The organism is Acinetobacter sp. P1332, assembly GCF_044057475.1.
Taxonomy (GTDB): domain Bacteria; phylum Pseudomonadota; class Gammaproteobacteria; order Pseudomonadales; family Moraxellaceae; genus Acinetobacter; species Acinetobacter johnsonii.
Window position 1 is genome coordinate 1006577 of sequence record NZ_CP171157.1, and the last position, 19552, is coordinate 1026128.

Sequence of the window (19552 nt, forward strand, 5' to 3'; positions counted from 1 at the left end):
CGAATGACTGACAAACTCAAAATTAACTAGTTGATTAACCCCCTATGGCATGCATACTGATTTTGCGTGTTGGGGCATGTTGATGTTCAATAAACCCCGCTTTTTTATGCCATACCGCCTTCAGAATCTGAGCTTGTAATAAAGTGGGATCTTTTTGTTGAAGTAAATGACGCAGCGGTGTTCCGGTATTGGCAAATAAACAGGTAAAAAGCTCTCCCGTTGCAGTGATACGTAAACGGTCACAGCTTTGACAGAACGGTTTACTGATGGTGGAAATAATGCCTAATGTGTACTGATCATTAAGCAGATAAATGGTTGCTGGGTCATGTTGTCTGGCTTGTTTCTGAATTTGAAAATGGGGTTCAAGTATTCGGATAATGTTATCTTCAGTGATGACTTTTTTAGGCTGCCAGTGCTCAGGTTGATCTAAAGGCATATATTCAATAAAACGTAATGCGATATTCTGCTGATAAGCCCATTGAGTCAGTTCAAGCACTTCATGATCATTTTGTCCTGCGACTAAAACACAGTTTAATTTTATCGGCAGATTGGCTTGTTGAGCTGCAGCGATGCCTTCGAGGACTGGTGCTATCGGACGCTTGGTCATGTTCATAAAGGTGTCTGCATGAATGCTATCGAGACTGATATTAATATCATCTAGTCCTGCCTCTCTTAGCGCTCGTGCATACTTGTTTAAATAAAAAGCATTACTGGTCGTGGAAATACGTTCTAAACCGTGTGGCTTGAGCCGATTCAAAGTATCAATAAAATTGACCACGCCTTGACGCATTAAAGGCTCGCCACCTGTTAAACGAATGTGCCGAATGCCTAAACTGACCATCATTTCACAAAAGGTTAACAGCTCTTCAAAGCTTAAGATGTCTTTTTTGGCTAACCATTCAGGCGTATCGGGCATGCAATAACTACAACGAAAGTTACAACGATCTGTCAGAGAGATTCGGAGTTTATGTTTATGTCGGCCAAATTGATCGATCAGTTGTGCTGACCTATGTTCTAAGCGTGTAGTAGTCGAACCGTCCATAGTCGCTCCACCTCGTATTTACATACGATTTAGTTTTTATAAACGAGAGTATGAAATGTTTTATTTCAAAGATCAAACGGAGTCTTGAAGTCGCTTAGTTCGTTCATTCATTTTCAAAAATTGAGTTGGTGTTCCTCGAACGCGATCCATTAAGTCTTTGCTCTTTGTAATAATTCATCTATTGAAATTACATGCCAAAAGGGCGATATTTTTGATCAGAAGTGTTTTGGAATGGTGCCAAGAAACGCGGGCATGATGAATAAGAAATAGACAACAAAAAAGAGATGAGAAATCCAAATAGCTTACGAATGCTATGAGCAAAGTGAACAGTGAATTGATCATTGCAGAACTTTTTACCGAAGATAAATATTGAGGGCGGTGAGATGGAAAACACTGAAGATAAAAAGCATGACGATGAAGAAACCAGCTATGCGAGAATAGAGCCTTATACCAACCCTGCGGGTGGATGGGGCGCGTTGTTAAGTGTTGCAAGAAATTTAAAGAGACAGGAAGTTTTCAAAAAAGGTGCGATTACGCTTCTCAATATTAACCAACCCACAGGTTTCGACTGTCCAGGATGTGCATGGCCTGAAAAAAAAGATGCACATGCCTTTAACTTTTGTGAAAACGGTGCGAAAGCCGTTGCCTTTGAAGCCACTTCAAAACGTGTTACACCTGAATTTTTTGCGACCCATACGGTCAGTTGGCTGTCTGAACAAAGTGATTTCTTGCTTGAAGATTCAGGTCGTCTAACCGACCCAATGCGCTATGACAGCGTGACAGATAAATATGTGCCTATCTCATGGGATGATGCTTTTGCCTTAATCGCAAAACATTTACATGCCTTGGATCATCCAGATCAAGCGGCATTTTATACTTCGGGTCGTGCCAGTAATGAAGCAGCATTTCTGTATCAACTTTTTGTCCGCGCTTTTGGTACCAATAATTTTCCAGACTGTTCCAATATGTGCCATGAGACCACCAGTGTTGGCCTACGTGACTCAATTGGTTTGGGTAAGGGAACGGTGACTTTAGACGATTTTGATATCGCCGATGCGATTTTCAGTTTTGGGCATAATCCGGGCACCAACCATCCGCGGATGTTGGGGACTTTACGTGAAGTGTCGCGCCGTGGTGGCAATATCGTTGCCATTAACCCCTTAAAAGAACGTGGTTTAGAACGTTTCCAAGATCCTCAAGCACCTGTTGAGATGATGACCAATGGCAGTACACCTATTAGTCGTTATTATTTCCAACCCAACGTGGGCGGTGACTATGCACTCATGTTCGGGATGCTGAAACATTTACGTGAGTGGGATATTCAAGCACTGGCAGCAGGAAAAAAGAGCGTGTTTGACCGATCTTTTATCGAAATAAATACAGTCGGTTTCGATGCCATGATGGAAGAAATAGATCGTACTGCATGGTCCGATATTCATGCACATACGGGACTTAGCCCTGAGCATTTAGAATCTTTAGCTAAAATGTATTTAGATGCCAAAACGGCCATTTTCTGTTGGGGCATGGGGATTACACAGCATCGAAACGGGACTGCAAATGTACATATGCTCGCGAACTTAATGTTGGCAAGAGGGCATATTGGTCGTCCAGGGGCAGGCTTAGCACCGATTCGCGGGCACAGTAATGTGCAGGGCGATCGAACCATGGGGATCAATGAACGACCAAGCCCAAAATTGCTGGATAGTCTGGACCGAGTATTTGGTATTAAGTCGCCACGTGAACATGGTTTTGGCGTGGTGGATACCATTAAGGCGATGTATGAAGGTGGTGTAAAAGTCTTTATTGGTTTAGGTGGTAATTTTGCTGTTGCCACTCCAGATACACCGTATACACAAGAAGGCTTACGTCGTTGTGATTTGACGGTACAGATTGCAACGAAGTTGAATCGTAGCCATTTGGTTTGTGGTAAAGAGGCATTACTTTTACCCTGTTTGGGGCGTACCGAAATTGATATGCAACAGCATGGGCCACAGGCAGTCAGTGTTGAAGATTCCATGAGTAATGTGCATCTTTCAGCAGGGCGTAATGAGCCTGCTTCTAAGAATTTACTTTCAGAGCCTGACATTGTGGCGCGTATGGCAGCAGCCGTCTTGCCAGACAGTGATATCAAGTGGAAATGGTATGTAGAAAGTTATGACCGTATTCGAGATTCGATTGAAGACGTGTTTGATGAATTCCATGATTTTAATACACGTGTCTATCAGCCGGGTGGTTTTCACTTAGAGCATCCTGCCAATCAGCATGTGTGGAATACGCCTGTAGGCAAGGCACAGTTCTTAATTACGCCGTTGGCTGAAGTGTATGCCGATAAAGAGAATAAATACGCTGAACAATATACTGGGTCAAAAGTCTATACCCTAATGACCACACGCTCTCATGACCAATACAACACAACCTTGTATGGACTCGATGACCGTTATCGTGGGGTATTTGGTCAGCGCCGTGTTTTGTTTATGAATGCAGAAGATATCGCTGCGGCTGGTTTTGTTGCAGATCAATGGGTGGATATCGAAAGTATTTATTCGGATGGTGTTAAACGTGTGGTTCAAAGCTTCCGTATCGTACCGTATAACATTCCACGGGGTAGCCTTGCAGCCTATTATCCGGAGACCAATCCATTGGTTGCACTTAGTAGCCATGATAAATACGCCAAAATACCAGCTTCGAAAAGCGTGCCTGTGATTTTGCATGCAGGCCAAGCGCCTGAACATTTCAACTTGGCACAAGCGGTTGATCCTGAAGATGCCAATCAGATCGTGAATCGAGAGGTTAGTTGATTCAATGCTGAAATGACGCCTGATTTGCAGGTGTCATTTTTTTCATGATTGAAGGGTTTGGTGTTTAGGGAATATTGGAAAATTATTATGGATATTCGGGCGTTGATGTTGAATTCTCTCGGCTATGAAACTGTTAATATTCAGCGTTTAAGTGAAAATAGAGCTGTTGAACAATCTGATTTTGTGGTGCAAGAATACCCTATTGCCTTGGTTTATAATGGGATTTCGCATGCAGTAATGATGGCAACGCCAGCTGATATTGAAGTCTTTGCGAAAGGTTTTAGCTTGTCTGAAGGTATTTTGACGAGTTTGAAAGAGCTTTACTCTTTAGACATATACGAAACGGAATTTGGGATCCAAGTCGAAATGACGATTTCTACCCGCGCCTTTATGGCGCTCAAACAACATCGACGGATGATGGTTGGACGCACGGGTTGTGGTCTCTGTGGGATTGAAAGCTTGCAGCAACTTCATTTGGATTTACCTCAAATTACCACAGCCCTTTGTGAGGGATGGCTAGTTCAAATTCCCCAAGCCATTGCTCAACTCAATACCCGACAGAAAATCACCCAAATGACGGGCGGTGCACATGCGGCTGCATGGGTTGAAGCGGGGGAAATAGTGGCTTTGTTTGAGGATGTAGGCCGACACAATGCTTTAGATAAACTATTGGGTTATAGTGCAGAACATCATTATGATGTAAATCAAGGTTTTGTGGTGATGACCAGCCGAGCTAGTTATGAGTTGATTCGTAAGTGTGCTCAACTGAATATTGCCTTGCTGGCGTGTATTTCAGCTCCAACCAGTATGGCGATTAATATGGCAAAGCAGTCAGGTTTGACCTTAGCGAGTTTTTGTCGCGGCGATGGTTTTGTTTTATATACTTGATATTCAAAATTTTGCTGTATAAAAAGTAAAAGGTTTTTCTTTAGGTCATCTGCTTTGATGACAGGTCTTTATTTGAGTGAATGTATGCAGGACGTCAAATTAAAATTACAGCTCAGAATACTTCTCAATCAAGACATTGCATTTGGGCCGGGTAAGGCAGAATTATTGGAAGAAATTCGACGTACAGGCTCAATTTCTCAAGCTGCAAAAAGTATGAATATGAGTTACCGCCGTGCATGGCAGTTGGTTGAAACCATGAATCATAGCTTTCAGTCAGGATTAGTCGAAACTCAAAAAGGTGGAACGCATGGGGGTGGGGCAAAACTCACGGACTTGGGCGACAGTATTTTAAGTCAATTTAGACAAATGGAAATAAAAGCACGCCTTGCGATTGAACAGGATTTTGCAGAAATAGCTCAACACCTTAAACCATAATCTAGTCAGGTCAGCTAGATTCCTCTCGTATTCATTTATGACATACACGAATAGGCTTCCTCTATTTGATAAAAGCTCTTATTTCTACTGACTAGACTTCCGTCATAAATCAAAAAACGTACAATTTATTTGATCTTAAATTAGTCAGCAAAATTATTTAATTCAAGAGATAATCCTTGGATGAAATTCAAAGATATTCAAAAATTATCAGACGTTAAGTTTCGTAGGCTTACCGGTGTTAGTTGGGCTACATTTAACCTCATGTTGGCCGAGCTAAATAAGCATTTACCTCGTCATATTGGTAAAGGACGACCGCATAAATTACCGTTGGAAGATCGTTTGCTCTTATGTATAGAATATTGGAGAGAATATCGAACATTTTTCCATCTTGGTATGAGTTACGGTGTATCTGAAACGAGTGCAATTCGTATCACACGTGTTATTGAAGATACCTTAATCCGTTCTGGAAAATTTAACTTGCCAAAACAACTTCCTAATCGAGATGAAGTGGATTGGGAAGTTGTTGTGATTGATGCAACTGAAATATTAGTTCAACGTCCAAAAAAAACAGAAGAAATGGTATAGCGGTAAAAAAAAGCGACATACCTTTAAATTTCAGCTATCTATGCACTATACAACAGGTGAAATACTGAGTGTATGTGGAAGTCATGGAAGCATGCATGATTTTAAAATATTTAAAAAAAGTATGAGGAAATTAAAATTTAAGCCCTTTTTTATCGTTGATAAGGGTTATTTAGGGATAAAGAAATTGGGTTTTGGATGCCTCATGCCATCTAAAGCAAAGAAAACTGAAAAACTAGATTCTGAATTAAAAAAGTTAAATAAAGAGATTGGTCGTAGACGAATTCAAGTAGAGCATGTATTTGGAAGGATGAAATGTTTTAAGATTTTATCTTGTGTATATAGAAATCGTCGTAAAAGATTAAACCTGCGGTTTAATTTACTTGCTGGCATATACAATTTAGATTGGGTGAAAGATAAACAATTAAATTGATTGAAAAATGATTTATGAAGGAAGTCTACTAAATAGCAAGAGTAGTATCAGTCACGTGATTAAGATACAAATCCTTTAACTTGAACGATAAATAATCTGTTTCTAGAATTGACGTTGCTTATGTATCCATATATTTTTAAAAACATATCGGTCAATTTATAACGCTTAAGGGGAACATGGTGCTGCTTAATTTTAAGAATAAGTATATGCAATATGCGATGTTATGTTGTGGTTTGACTCTTGGGGTACAGGTACATGCAGAGCAAGCTATTACCGTTTATGCAGCAGCCAGCTTGACCAATGCTATAGCAGATGTCGATGCAATATTTGAACAACAAAAAAGAGTACACGTGAAAACCTCTTATGCAGGGTCGTCGACTTTGGCCAAGCAAATTGAAGCGGGTGCACCTGCGGATGTTTTTATTTCGGCAGATGAACAGTGGATGAATTATCTGCAAAATAAAAAGTTAATTGTGCCGAATAAACGTGTGAATTTATTGGGCAATCGTCTTGTATTGATTTCGCCAAAAGCTAAGCCCGTCAAAATAAAAATGGATAAAAGTTTTGATCCTTCTACTGCCTTTCAGGGCAAGCTTTGTACAGGTGACACCAAAAGTGTCCCAGTCGGAAAATATGGTAAACAGGCACTGACCGCATTGGGATGGTGGTCAAAACTTGAACCAAGATTGGTTGAAACTGAAGATGTCAGAGCTGCGCTCAACTTTGTAGCACGTGGTGAATGTCAGCTTGGCATTGTCTATGCAACCGACGCTGCTATCAGTAAAGATGTCACCGTCGTTGGTGTTTTCCCTATTAATACCCATACCCCGATTGTTTATCCCTTAGCTCTTGTCAAAAATAATCCCGATGCGCTAGCGTTTTATCAGTTTGTACAAAGTAAACAAGCACATGCAGTCTTTAAAAAATATGGCTTTACCGTTTTATCTGCTGCTAAGTGATGATGTTTTCTTTATCGGCTGAAGAGATAGAGGTACTCAAGTTATCCTGCCAAGTGGCTGCAACCTGTTTGGCATTTAGCCTGATCCCTGCGTTGGTAGTGGGTTGGGTTTTGGCACGTAAAGAGTTTTTTGGCAAATCCTTATTTGAAACCTTTATTTTTCTACCGCTGGTGCTGCCGCCTGTGGTGCCGGGATATTTGCTGTTACAGGTTTTTGGAGGAAACGGAATACTGGGTAAGTATCTTGAGCCCTTTGGACTCAATTTTGCATTTAACTGGAAAGGCGCAGTTTTGGCCTCAGCCGTGATGGGCTTTCCACTCTTGGTTCAATCGATTCGTTTGGCCATAGAGTTGGTGGATCAACGGCTAGAAATGGCGGCGAAAACGCTTGGTGCTTCCTCCTTGGGCACTTTTTTTTATGTCACTTTGCCTTTAGCCAGCAGTGGCATATTGGTGGGGGCGATTTTATGTTTTTGTCGCAGTCTGGGCGAGTTTGGCGCAACCATTACCTTTGTCGGTAATATTGCAGGGGAGACCAGAACTTTGCCCTTGGCCATGTATAGCTTGATGCAGCAACCTGACACAGAACAGGCGGTCTGGCGATTGATTATTCTGTCATTAACTGTGGCATTTTTGGCGTTATGGTTTGCCCAGTGGTTCCATCGCTATCAGAAAAACAAACGAGGACATTAAGACGATGATCGACTGTCATATTCAGTTAAATTTAGGCAAATTTAAACTCGATCAGACATTTTCATCTGAACATCCTGTCGTTGGTTTATTTGGGGCTTCAGGTTCAGGAAAAACCAGTATTTTGCATGCCATTGCAGGACTTAATACTCCAGTCAAGGGCTGGATTAAAATCAATCATCAGACATGGTTCGATGCTGAAAATAAGATTAATTTAAATGTACAGCAACGTCATGTTGGTTTGGTTTTTCAGGATGCACAACTGTTTCCACATATGACGGTGATGCAAAATTTATTGTTTGGCTATAAGCGAATTCCGCCTGAAAGCCGACGTTTTGATCCCGATTATATTATTGAACTGCTTAAACTTAATCATTTACTCAGTCGTATGCCGACGAAGCTTTCAGGTGGTGAAAAGCAGCGAGTTGCATTGGGTCGGGCACTGTTGTATTCGCCAAATTTATTATTATTAGATGAACCCTTGTCTGCGTTAGACGCTGCACATAAACAGGAAATCCTTCCTTTTTTTCAAACCGTCCAAAATGAAACCCATATCCCGATGTTGTATGTCAGCCATGATATGGATGAAATTAAGCAGCTGACCGAAACAGTTTGGTTGCTTTAATTAAACACATTTCAACTTCAACTTTTAAAGAGGGAACGAATAAAAACAGAAAAAATGGGCCTCCGTATCAGCTTAGGATCATTCGGTACCATTTTTATAAACAGACGGCGCTTGGCCTGTCCAGCGTTTAAATGCCCGACGAAATTCACGTACTTCTCTAAAACCTAAAGCTTGGCTAATGTCCCCAATGGAGAGATTATTTTCAAGCATCTGTTTCGCTTTTCGTTCTAACACGGTTTGTCGAATTTGCTGAAAACTAATGCCTTCTAGCAATAAGGAGCGTCGAAGATGACGCTCACTCATTTGTAAATAGTCTGATGCGAGTTGCATATCAAAGCGCACAGGAAGATGCTGCTCGATAAGCTGTTCTAATAAATATGCATATTGTGCATCACTGAAAAGAATTGGAGAGTAGGGTTGTAATTGAGCATTCAAGGGGGGATTATCGGTCAAAATAAAGGACTTATTTTATAAATTGAGCCTGTGAGAAATGAATGCTTTGATTGAGCTATTGGCGAGTGTTGATTACTTTTCATTAGAGCAGATGGTGATGCCGTTTAGTGAACGTTGATGCAGCCTAAGTAGATGGCGTGGTTGGATGTAATTAAGGAGTGTCGCTCTTATAGGGATTTTGGGCGAGTAACCTTAACAATAGCAATAATCGTCAGATTTCGATTAAACGACTGCCCTAGAAATAGATAGGACAGTCGCATTTTTATTTACCAGTTTACGCGCTTTAGTAAAATGTCTTTATACATTTTAAAGTCACAAACGAAACTGTAAAAAGGATATGTAAATGTGGCTGGTTTGTTATGTTCAAAAAAGAAATGACCGACCCACGCAAACCCATAACCCACCACAGGCAAAGCCCAGAGTAGTTTTGGATTTTTGGTCATCGCCGCAGCCGCGGTAATCCCGATCACACAGGTGGTTCCCACAAAGTGTAAACGTCGGCAAGTGGGATCTTCATGCTGAGAAAGATAGAAGGGATAGAATTCTTTTAAGGTTTTATAACGGCCATCACTTCCTTTAATTTGCACAGCAGGGCTTGCAACCGGTGTAGCAGAGAGATGGGCGTTATTCACCAAATCTTGCATATTGTTTTTAATTTGGGTTTGGGTATCCTGTAACATGTCCTACTCCTTTAGTGTTTACTAGGCGTAGTTTTAAACAGTAAACCAAAGATGGTCTTGAACGAATATGCTATCGCAAAGCAAGGATGCGAGTTTAGGGTTAGCGCTCCAAAGCAAAATTTACACTTGGGATGGTGTCATTTTGTATGTGACTCATGAGCAGTTGAATAATGCCCATGCCCATTTTCCAGCACTTTTACAAATTGGCTTGGGCATACCTTTTGCAATCACTTTAGACGACCACGTACGTCGTTATCACGATATTGTGGTGATGGCACCCAATGTGATGCACAGTACCGATTCAGAACATCAACCTTATCTTGCGCTCATGATTGATCCTGATCATGCACTTTATGGACACTTGTATCCATTGCTGAATGGCGAACAGATTTGTTCTTTACCTGCCGCTTGCCTTGCTACGTTTCATTCACAGTTTCAAAAGTTGATCGCTGGGCAACTCAGTCCTGATGATGCCAAACAATTGGTTTTAACGCTACTGTCGACGTTAAATCCAAATCCGTTGCAGGTATTGCCATGGGATGCCCGCGTTTTACAAGCTTGTCATTATATTCAACAACTTGTACCTCAGCAGATTCCCACAGTAGCTCAAGTCGCGGCATATACGGGACTGTCTGAGTCGAGGCTGATGCACTTGTTTAGTCAGCAACTGGGGATTTCAATGCGGCGCTACATTCTTTGGTTGCGTATTCGCTATGCCATCAAACTCTGGGCCGCAGGTCGGAGTTTGATTGATATTGCCTTGGAAGCAGGTTTTGCCGATCAGGCACATTTCACCCGAACTTTACGTAGCATGGTTGATTTTGCACCCTCGATGCTGAAAGGCAAAACTATCTTCGTGAATGACTCCATTAAAACACCATCGACGTCATAGCGTGTTAAGTTGCTTGATAGCACACGGAAATAGCAGAATCATTCAAGACAGGTTTCGCTATTTTACGAAGAATCAGTTTATGTTGAGAGAAAGACTTAAGCAGGGTTGGGCTTTTTCCTTCAAGCTCAATGTTAACTTTAATGGATAGAGATAATAGGGATAACAAATGACCAGTTTACATGCGATGAAAAGTCTAAAAGATGTCGTGTCCGAAAAAGAATGGGATGCACGTTGTCAGCTTGCGGGGTTGTACCGTCTAATTGCACATTTCCGCATGACCGATTTAATTGATACACATATTAGTCTACGTGTACCCGACGAAGATGGTCATTTTCTGATTAATCAATACGGCATTCCCTTTGAAAAAATGACGGCTTCGCATTTGGTTAAAATTGATTATGCAGGCAATATTATTGCGGATTATGATCAGGGCAAATTGGTCAATACCGCAGGTTTTGTGATTCACTCCGCGATCCATGATGCACGTAAAGATGTGCACTGTGTGATTCATACGCATACCGCAGATGGCATTGCAGTGTCTGCACAAAAACAGGGTTTATTGCCTTTGTCTCAGCATGCTTTGAAGTTTTATAACAAAGTCAGTTATCACGAGTATGAAGGGGTAGCGTTATTGACCGAAGAGCGTGAGCGTCTCGTGAAAGACTTGGGGCAAAACCGAGTCATGATTTTACGTAATCATGGTTTGCTATCGACAGGAGATTCGATTCAACGTGCTTTCCACGAGATCTATTTCCTTGAACGCGCATGCCAAGCGCAGATTAAGGCGATGGCGGGAGGAGCAGAGCTTCATCTTCCGTCTGAAGCTGTACGTCAACATACGGCTCAACAGTTTGAAAGTGAATTGATTGAAATGGTGATGCTGAAAGCATGGAATGCCGCGCTGTCTTTAATTGAGCATCAACGCAACGAGTATTGTTCATAAGCCATTCAACCATTTTAATAAAAGCCTCTATTTCTAAGTAGAGGCTTTTATTATGTTAAGTTTTGCTGTTGAGCTAACACATTTTTGAGCGTTTCGAAAATACGCGGATCTACCGATTGTGCGACATTGAAGCGTAAGAAATTCTGTGCATTTAAGGATTGGCTAAACGCATTTCCTGGTGCTAAAACAACGCCGTGTTTTAAACACTCTCGCGCAATGAGCGCAGCATCGAAACCGTCGGGAAGTTTACACCACAGGAATATGCCCGCTTGTGGGACGAGCCACGGGTGAATATTTAAAGCCCCGAGCTGAGTGATGACTTTTTGCATTTCATGAGCTAGGCGTAAGCGCACCGTTTCCATATGCTTACGATATCCACTGTCTTTTAAGGCAATCAGCACCATATCGGCGGCAAGTCGGCCTCCACCAAAAGAGGTGGCGATCTTTAAATCGATTAGATTTTCAATCCATTCATTTTTGGCCACGATATAGCCACAGCGCAAAGAGGCTGAAATCGTTTTTGAAAAACTACTAACTTGAATGACACGATTGAGTCCATCAAAAGCAGCCAGTCGTGGGGCAGGGGTATGTTCAAAGTCGGCAAAAATATCATCTTCCACAATGACTAAATTGGTTTGATCGACCAATTTAAGTAAGCGATGCGCCGTGACGGGGGAAAGCACTGCACCAGTTGGGTTGTGTATGCCTGAGTTGGTGATATACAGCCGTGGTGAGTGTTCAGCTAAAACAGACTGAAAGATCTCCAAATCTGGGCCATGGGGAGTATACGGCACACTCACAATATTAATGCGATGAGCTTTGAGGAGAGCATGAAAATTAAAATAACAAGGGTCATCGACAATAACAGTATCCCCAGCTTCCAATAAAAAACGACAGATCAAATCAATTGCTTGCGTGCCAGACTCGGTGAGCATGATGTGTTCAGGCGAAGCTTCAATGCCAATGTGAATTAAACGACGAGAAATTAATTGTCGCAGTTCAGGATGTCCTGCTGGTGTTGCATACTCCACCAGTTCTAAGCTATCTGCTTTTGCCATGCTACGCAGAGCACGTCGAACACCTGTCTCATATAACCATTCGGGTGGTAACCAGCCGCAACCTGGTTTGAGTGTGCTGTGATCTGTATCTAAGGCTTGTCGAGAGACCCATAAAGGGTCGACCTCTCTATCGAGCTTAGGCCCTATTTGGGCTAAAGCCAGTGGCGCGACAGGGCCAGACACATAAAAGCCCGATCCGGGTTTAGACAGAATGATGCCTTCGGCCATTAAACGTTCATAGGCTTCGACAACGGTTGAAACAGAGACCTGCAATGTACGTGCTTGTTGGCGTACAGAGGGAAGGCGATGACTGGGGAGATAAGTGCGTGAGCTAATTTTGAGTCTAATTTCATCCATAACTGCATCAATTCGAGTTTGGCTACGCATTCCATTTCTCCTAAACTGTATGGGCTTTTTATACATAACAGTTTTTATTTATTGTATTGGATTGTATCTCGATTCAAACATGCGGTCTATATTCAAATTGAGCGATTAACGATAAGAGAATCACGCCATGAAACAGGCAACCAGCGGCTGGGTAAACGGATTAATCGGTGTCGCTATTTTTGCGGGGTCTTTACCAGCAACACGGGTCGCCGTTGCCGATTTTAACCCCATCTTTTTAACCAGTGCACGGGCCACAATTGCAGCGCTATTAGGATTGTTTTTTCTGGTTTTACTTCGCCAAGCACGCCCGACCATTTCAAACATATCTGCACTTGCAGTCAGTGCATTGGGCGTGGACATCGGATTTCCACTCTTAACTGCTTTGGCCCTACAGCATGTAAGTTCTGCACACTCCATCGTTTTCTTAGGATTATTACCTATTAGTACTGCGATTTTTGCAGTTCTACGCGGGGGTGAACGGCCCAAGCCACTTTTTTGGTTGTTTTCAGTGCTAGGAGCCATTTTTGTAGCAGGTTATGCTGCACTTGGGGAAACGAGTACTGCATGGAAAGGCGACCTATACATGCTGGCAGCAATTATTTTATGTGGGCTGGGCTATGCAGAAGGGGCAAAACTTTCGCGAACACTGGGCGGTTGGCAAGTCATTAGTTGGGCTTTAGTGCTCTCGTTACCAGTGATGTTGCCAATAGCATTATGGAGCATGCCTATTTCATTTCAGCATGTCAGTACAGCCGCATGGATAGGACTGGCTTATGTTTCTGTCTTTAGCATGTTGCTAGGTTTTGTGTTTTGGTATCGAGGATTAGCACAAGGTGGCATTGCATCTGTTGGTCAACTGCAATTATTTCAACCCTTTATGGGTCTTGCACTTGCCGCTCTATTACTACATGAAAGCGTGAGTTGGATGATGTTGGCCGTCACTTTGGCAGCCATTGTTTGTGTGGCTGGGGCGAGAAAATATGCTTGAACATACGACGTCCAATTTTATCTGGATGGAGTAAAAATTACGAATGTCAGTCCTATCATCAAAGGTGTCATTTATCTTTGATGGTGGAATCATACTAAATACAATTTTTAAGTATCTATCTGTTATAAAAATCTGCTCTTGATTATCTTCTGTTCATATGTAGTGATGTGTTTTGTATTCCTCGAATAAAATCTTGCTGTATAGCAACAATGCTGTATATAGTTTTAAACATAGGCTGGTCAAGCGATGCTTAAATTCGCAGTATGTTGAGTGTTGATGGTAAGTCTGCGGACATGCAGAGTGAAAAGATCAGCGCTGAGACATCCTATCCGTACTGACATAGACTTTAGTGAATAAAATTAAAATAGCGTGAAATTGGCATGGATTGCCAACAACCAAGATGAGAACAAAATGAGTGCAGAAGTAGATTCACTAGGACTGGTTGGGCCTGTTGTACTGTTGAGTGCAGCGGTCATTGCCGTCCCTATTTTTAAACGTATTGGTCTAGGTTCGATATTAGGCTACTTAATTGCTGGATTGATTATTGGGCCGTTTGGTTTTGCCTTTTTTAACAATCCCACAGCTATCTTACATATTGCTGAACTCGGCATCGTGATGTACCTCTTTATCATCGGATTGGAGATGCAGCCTTCGCACTTATGGAGTTTGCGGAAAGAGATTTTTGGATTGGGCAGTTTGCAAATCCTTATTTCGGTCATTGCCTTAACGGGTATGGGCATGTTGTTTGGCTTTAGCTGGAAAATAGCGTTCATTGGTGCTGCGGGCTTTGTTCTGACGTCGACTGCGATAGTGATGCAACTGTTAAATGATCGCGGAGAGCTGCATCAACGACGTGGTCAAAAAATCGTTGCGATCTTATTGTTTGAAGACTTATTGATCGTTCCCTTATTAGCATTGGTTGCATTTATGGCACCTAATCAAGCGGCGGAAAGCTCATCTATCGATTTACAAGGGATTGGCATCGGACTGTTGGCCATCGCTGGATTAATTGTTGCAGGGCATTGGTTACTCAATCCATTATTTAAAATTCTAGCTGCTGCCAAAGCGCGTGAAGTGATGACTGCTGCAGCGTTATTGGTAGTACTGGGTGCGGCATTACTGATGCAACTCAGTGGTTTATCCATGGCACTGGGCGCATTTTTAGCGGGAGTGTTACTGTCCGAGTCGACTTTCCGTCACCAAATTGAAGCGGATATTGAACCCTTTCGAAGCCTATTACTGGGCTTATTCTTCTTAGGTGTCGGAATGTCTTTGGACTTGGCAGTGGTCAGGCAAAATTGGCCGCTGATTGTCAGTGGTGTAATTGCATTGATGTTGACCAAAGCACTGATGATTTATGTGGTCGCGCGTTTGACCAAGAGTAATCATCCCGAGGCTTTAGATCGTGCCTTACTGATGGCACAAGGGGGCGAGTTTGCCTTTGTATTGTTTAGTGCTGCGACGACAGCTCAAATTATTGACAATACCATCAAGTCGAATTTAACCGCGATTGTCGTATTGTCTATGGTGTTGACGCCAATCATTGGGGTGTTGTTTAAACGCTTTACCCTTGAGCAGAATGAAAGTTCACTCGATCAGGTCAGGGTTGCCGATGGCTTAACGGGTAAAGTATTGATGATTGGTTTTGGTCGCTTTGGTCAAGTGGCGAGTCAGCTGTTATTGGCGCGTAGTGTGGATGTGACCATTATTGATAATGATGTCAACATGATCCAAAATGCGGAAAAGTTTGGTTTTGATGTCTACTATGGCGATGGATGTCGTTTAGATATTTTACATGCGTCAGGGGCAGATACCGCAGAAGCAATTTTAGTCTGTGTCGACCACAAAGAAACGATTAATAAAATTGTAGAGTTGGTGAATGCTGAATTTCCTTTGGCTAAGCTGATTGTTCGTTCCTATGACCGTGAACACGCGCTGTATTTGTCTAAGAAAAATGTCAGTCTGATGGTTCGAGAAACCTTTGAGTCTGCATTGGCTTTAGGTCAAATGGCCTTGCAGCAACTGGGCGCAAGTCAGGATGAAATTCAGCAGGTGAGTGAGGATATCCGAGCTTTAGATAATCAACGTTTTGAAACCGAAGTTGCAGCTGATGATGTCAAAGCGGGCATAGGTATACAATATACGCAGCGTAACCCACGTCCGACTGCACCCTTGATTAAGCCGCAACATACGGGGCAGTTGTTAAATGATGCAGAACTAGAAAAACCGAGCGAAGTAGATGATAGAACTTAAAAATATAAGTTGAATCATCTTGCATGAAAAGGCCTATTTTAGGCCTTTTCATTTTTGAACAGATGGATCTGAAAAGCACTGCATGATTTGGCCTAATTTTATATTTAATGAAAGTTATATCAGTCCAATGATGTCGAGCGGATACAATTTCGACCATCATTCTTGGCTTGATAGAGTTTTTGATCTGCCAATTTAATCACCTCTTGAATATTTTCTGAGTCTTGAGGCCAAGAGGCGATACCAATTGAAACCGTGATCGTTCCAATTGGGTCAATGTAGCTTTGTGCTACTGTTTTACGAAGTCGTTCAGCCGCTATATAGGCAATTTTCGGATCTTCGTGCACCACAAAGACAATAAATTCTTCTCCACCGACACGGCAGCACACATCATGTTGACGAAAGTTGCTTTTCATATGAGACGCTAACTTTTTCAATACGTTATCACCTTGATCATGCCCATAGTTATCATTCACTGCTTTAAAGTGATCGATGTCCAATGTCAGTACCGAAAAAGGCGTATTGGTTGCTTCTAATTCATTTAAGAATAGTTTCATACCGCGGCGGTTATAAAGTCCCGTCAGCGGATCGGTATTCACGTGTTGTTTAAGCTCTGCAATTTCATCTTTAAAATGTTTGGAGCTAAGCAAGAGAGCGGTGCGAAAGCGTAAAGCCTCAAAATACCAAGGATCGATGTTTTTAATGTCTTGATCAATATTTGGGCGCGTCAACATGCTGGCCATTTGTGCAAGCTTATTGAGTGGTGACGAAATCCAGTAAGAAAGTTTCCACACAAAAATGAACAAGAGTAAATAGAAGCCGAGCATAGCCAGTGTTACTTTAATGATGATCGAGTTGGCTTGGCTTAATAACTCTAACGTCGGTTGTTGTGACACAACAACCCAATTCACACTTGGAATTGACGCAAACCCGGCAAGGTTTTCGATCCCTTTACTATTGACCAGTGCAATCTTTCCAGTGGGGTGGGAGGTAATATATTGCATCCCTGTGTTATTTTTTAATGAATCTCCAATGCGAGCTTTATCTGGATGGAAGATGATCTTATTTTTATTATCAACAACATAAGTATAACTTTTCTTATAAGAATAAGTGGTAGCTAACAGCTCACTCACCAAGTTTTCTTTATTCAAATAAATCGAGCCCGTGACGATACCGAGGAACTCATTTTTACGATTAAAAATAGGCTGAGCAATCAGCACAATTAAATTGTTTGACAAGCCTTTGTATGGAGAGGAAATATAGGTTTTCTTGAGTTTTAATGCTTCGGTAATACCTGGAGTTTTATATTGCTTCTTTTGATTAACATGTAAGGTCTCGGGTGAGTATTCCAAAATAAAAGCATTTTTATCGATAATCGTGATTGAGTTAAATTTTTGTGATTGACCTTTAAGACGTGTAACTTCAGCTTTTAAAACCTGTTGATTAGAAAAATCTTGACCAACAATTTGAGCACTATAGCGGAGCTCACTCAACATACTTTCAAAATATTTGTCGGTACTAAATGCAATTTTTGAGGCATAGCGTTGATTGGCAGCTAAAGAGTTTTCGGTTAACTGCTCTTTGATGACATAGTTCAGAACAAAAATTGAAATTAGAAACAAGCTTGAGACACAGCCAATAATTAAAATCAAAATAAGTTTTTGTAAATCTAAACTATGAAAAACAGATTTCTTGATCACTCATGCCCCCAAGACAAGAACAGATTTTTTAAAGTTTTGTTGTGACGCCTGTAGAAGCTCAATTCTCATGACTGAAATCAATCTGGGTGAAAATTGCTCGAATTTGCTTGCTGGTATTTTTCTAAGTATAGAGAAACTTCATATTAATATATATGTAATTTTTATATAAAAATTACATTAGTTTTCATTAAGATAATATGAATAGTACACAATAGCGCATAATCAATCAAAAGCACTATTAAAGTTTAATGAAAACAACATTAAATTGACATGCCTAAACGCAATAATGAGCTCTTTATTATTTCGGTCATTGGAGAACAAACATGAATGTCTTAGGCATCGGATTGATCATTTTATTATCATTAATCGGCTTAGGGGCACTCATTACAGGTTTTGCTGTGGGCGAAACATTCTTTATTGTGATTGGATTACTTATATTTATTATGACCTTTTTGGTTTGGTTAAGCCTTAAAGATAAAGTTTCAAATCCTTTTAAAGACTAAGAATGTTGTAATTGAGTGAATTTTATACCTTTGCTATAAGTGAATATTCATCGAACTTAGATAGGCATTATGTTCTTTGTATCTACTCAGTGTGTATATCATATGAACTACCAGCCCAAAGGCTGGTAGATTTGTAATTTTTGAACCTATGCTTCAATCCAATTATCTTTAATTTCTTGGGCATCTTTGCTTAACATGACCTGATCCTCTCGAATTTCTCTTACCCATGCACTTGGGATAATATGGTGTTTCCCATCGCCATGTTTGGTGAGTTTGATCTCTTTACCTTCTATGTGGTCAACATCTCCAATCTTCGTTCCACATACGGCAATTACACTAGAATGTTCTTTAATGTCTGAAATATTAATCGTGGTCATGATATACCTCTATCTTATTCATAGAACAAAAACGAAGATTTACCCTAAGCTAATTTCTCGTAGTCATGAGCTTTTTAAATACAACAGCAACATATTATGTCTTAAAATTTACGGAGTATAAAAATTGTCAGCCTGTGTTTTATTTATAGAGTGCTAAATTGATTCAATTATGCTGATGTTGTTTTAGTTGCAATTCAGCCAGCGTTTATTTACTGAATTTCCAGCATTATTATAGTGAATGACTTTTGCATAATTACCTACAGCTGTTGCATTATCAGGAATATCTTTGGTGACCACACTACCTGCACCGATGGTGGCATTATCGCCAATTTTAACATGATCGATAATACAGACATTTGGGCCAATATATACATTGTTGCCAATTACAGCGGCCTGATGACCGCCATTGGCACCAATCGTTTAAACTGCGATAGGTTGCATTGTTTCCAAGAACAGTAGTTACGTTGACTATCAAAGGTCTCTCATAACAGATGAACAAGCCATAGCCCATTTTTGTGGTGCAGTGGATATCGATCCCGTATTTTTTCTTATAATAAACAATAGAGTAGGCCAGTTTGCCGATCTGCTGTTTGCAAGCCGAAAGATGTAACCAATGCTAAAGTTCAAAACTGTAATTAAACAAATCAGTTTTGATAAATGAGTTTAGTTTTGTATTGGACAATACCGATATAAATCACTCAAAATGGATTGAACTAAGATGGAAAAGAACTCATAGGTTGAATGCGCGATTTTACTTGATTTGACGCTGAGATGTTATCTCGATTTTACCTTTCAGTAGGGTCTCTTATTTTTAAAAAATATCAACTGGCTTTTATTTGTACAGTTGTTTCGAAATGTCATAGGCTCTTG

The 19552-nt window shown here is 41.0% G+C and carries 17 protein-coding genes and 3 pseudogenes; 13 read left to right on the top strand and 7 right to left on the bottom strand.

Annotated features, from left to right (window positions below; genetic code table 11):
• Nucleotides 1-34: 34 nt before the first annotated feature.
• Nucleotides 35-1042 carry a GTP 3',8-cyclase MoaA gene (gene moaA / locus ACFN7Z_RS04875; RefSeq protein WP_029575079.1) on the bottom strand — a complete coding sequence of 336 codons (1008 nt, stop codon included), beginning with the start codon at nt 1040-1042 and terminating at the stop codon, nt 35-37.
• Nucleotides 1043-1425: 383 nt separating this feature from the next.
• Between moaA and ACFN7Z_RS04880 the strand changes: the two genes are divergently transcribed.
• From ACFN7Z_RS04880 to ACFN7Z_RS04915, 8 genes and pseudogenes are all read left to right on the top strand, one after another.
• Nucleotides 1426-3840, top strand: coding sequence for an FdhF/YdeP family oxidoreductase (locus tag ACFN7Z_RS04880; RefSeq protein ID WP_010327202.1), 2415 nt, complete (start codon nt 1426-1428; stop codon nt 3838-3840).
• 87 nt (nt 3841-3927) lie between these two features.
• The gene (fdhD, locus tag ACFN7Z_RS04885; protein ID WP_010327201.1) at nt 3928-4728 is read left to right on the top strand and encodes a formate dehydrogenase accessory sulfurtransferase FdhD; all 801 of its coding nucleotides are present in this window, start codon (nt 3928-3930) and stop codon (nt 4726-4728) included.
• An 84-nt stretch (nt 4729-4812) separates the two neighbouring features.
• Entirely contained in the window at nt 4813-5163 is a 351-nt protein-coding gene (locus ACFN7Z_RS04890) for a winged helix-turn-helix domain-containing protein (RefSeq protein ID WP_010327200.1), read from the top strand.
• 261 nt (nt 5164-5424) lie between these two features.
• Nucleotides 5425-5748, top strand: coding sequence for an IS5 family transposase (locus ACFN7Z_RS04895; RefSeq protein ID WP_032031561.1), 324 nt, complete (start codon nt 5425-5427; stop codon nt 5746-5748).
• Between the two features lie 37 nt (nt 5749-5785).
• Nucleotides 5786-6178 (top strand): annotated as a pseudogene (locus ACFN7Z_RS04900) (transposase family protein); the annotation flags it as partial.
• A 206-nt stretch (nt 6179-6384) separates the two neighbouring features.
• Nucleotides 6385-7137 carry a molybdate ABC transporter substrate-binding protein gene (modA, locus tag ACFN7Z_RS04905; protein ID WP_010327199.1) on the top strand — a complete coding sequence of 251 codons (753 nt, stop codon included), beginning with the start codon at nt 6385-6387 and terminating at the stop codon, nt 7135-7137.
• Entirely contained in the window at nt 7137-7829 is a 693-nt protein-coding gene (gene modB, locus ACFN7Z_RS04910) for a molybdate ABC transporter permease subunit (RefSeq protein ID WP_010327198.1), read from the top strand. Before modA ends, modB begins: the two co-directional genes overlap by 1 nt.
• A 4-nt stretch (nt 7830-7833) precedes the next feature.
• Complete coding sequence (locus ACFN7Z_RS04915) at nt 7834-8451, top strand: ATP-binding cassette domain-containing protein (protein WP_010327197.1); 618 nt, start codon at nt 7834-7836, stop codon at nt 8449-8451.
• 78 nt (nt 8452-8529) lie between these two features.
• On the opposite strand, the pseudogene ACFN7Z_RS04920 reads toward ACFN7Z_RS04915, so the two are convergent.
• Nucleotides 8530-8835: pseudogene (locus tag ACFN7Z_RS04920) on the bottom strand (helix-turn-helix transcriptional regulator); the annotation flags it as partial.
• Between the two features lie 335 nt (nt 8836-9170).
• Nucleotides 9171-9584: a DUF962 domain-containing protein gene (locus ACFN7Z_RS04925; RefSeq protein WP_010327195.1), complete on the bottom strand. Its 414-nt coding sequence runs from the start codon at nt 9582-9584 to the stop codon at nt 9171-9173.
• A 67-nt stretch (nt 9585-9651) separates the two neighbouring features.
• Here ACFN7Z_RS04925 and ACFN7Z_RS04930 point away from each other — a divergent pair, with 67 nt between their 5' ends.
• Nucleotides 9652-10476 carry an AraC family transcriptional regulator gene (locus ACFN7Z_RS04930; protein ID WP_010327194.1) on the top strand — a complete coding sequence of 275 codons (825 nt, stop codon included), beginning with the start codon at nt 9652-9654 and terminating at the stop codon, nt 10474-10476.
• Between the two features lie 166 nt (nt 10477-10642).
• Nucleotides 10643-11419, top strand: a complete 777-nt coding sequence (locus tag ACFN7Z_RS04935; RefSeq protein WP_010327193.1) for a class II aldolase/adducin family protein — start codon at nt 10643-10645, stop codon at nt 11417-11419.
• A 50-nt stretch (nt 11420-11469) separates the two neighbouring features.
• Here ACFN7Z_RS04935 and ACFN7Z_RS04940 read toward each other — a convergent pair whose 3' ends face one another.
• Nucleotides 11470-12864 carry a PLP-dependent aminotransferase family protein gene (locus tag ACFN7Z_RS04940; protein ID WP_010327192.1) on the bottom strand — a complete coding sequence of 465 codons (1395 nt, stop codon included), beginning with the start codon at nt 12862-12864 and terminating at the stop codon, nt 11470-11472.
• A gap of 127 nt (nt 12865-12991) precedes the next feature.
• Here ACFN7Z_RS04940 and ACFN7Z_RS04945 point away from each other — a divergent pair, with 127 nt between their 5' ends.
• On the top strand, nt 12992-13852 hold the full coding sequence (locus ACFN7Z_RS04945; RefSeq protein WP_010327191.1) for a DMT family transporter: 861 nt from the start codon (nt 12992-12994) through the stop codon (nt 13850-13852).
• 411 nt (nt 13853-14263) lie between these two features.
• Nucleotides 14264-16105 carry a monovalent cation:proton antiporter-2 (CPA2) family protein gene (locus ACFN7Z_RS04950; protein ID WP_010327190.1) on the top strand — a complete coding sequence of 614 codons (1842 nt, stop codon included), beginning with the start codon at nt 14264-14266 and terminating at the stop codon, nt 16103-16105.
• A 119-nt stretch (nt 16106-16224) separates the two neighbouring features.
• Here the strand turns inward: ACFN7Z_RS04950 and ACFN7Z_RS04955 are convergent, their stop codons facing one another.
• Entirely contained in the window at nt 16225-17802 is a 1578-nt protein-coding gene (locus ACFN7Z_RS04955; RefSeq protein WP_010327189.1) for a sensor domain-containing diguanylate cyclase, read from the bottom strand.
• Between the two features lie 323 nt (nt 17803-18125).
• Here ACFN7Z_RS04955 and ACFN7Z_RS04960 point away from each other — a divergent pair, with 323 nt between their 5' ends.
• Nucleotides 18126-18305: a hypothetical protein gene (locus tag ACFN7Z_RS04960; protein ID WP_029575077.1), complete on the top strand. Its 180-nt coding sequence runs from the start codon at nt 18126-18128 to the stop codon at nt 18303-18305.
• Nucleotides 18306-18451: 146 nt separating this feature from the next.
• Here ACFN7Z_RS04960 and ACFN7Z_RS04965 read toward each other — a convergent pair whose 3' ends face one another.
• Nucleotides 18452-18682, bottom strand: a complete 231-nt coding sequence (locus ACFN7Z_RS04965; RefSeq protein WP_010327186.1) for a DUF2171 domain-containing protein — start codon at nt 18680-18682, stop codon at nt 18452-18454.
• A gap of 183 nt (nt 18683-18865) precedes the next feature.
• Nucleotides 18866-19402 (bottom strand): annotated as a pseudogene (locus ACFN7Z_RS04970) (serine acetyltransferase).
• Between the last annotated feature and the right edge of the window lie 150 nt (nt 19403-19552).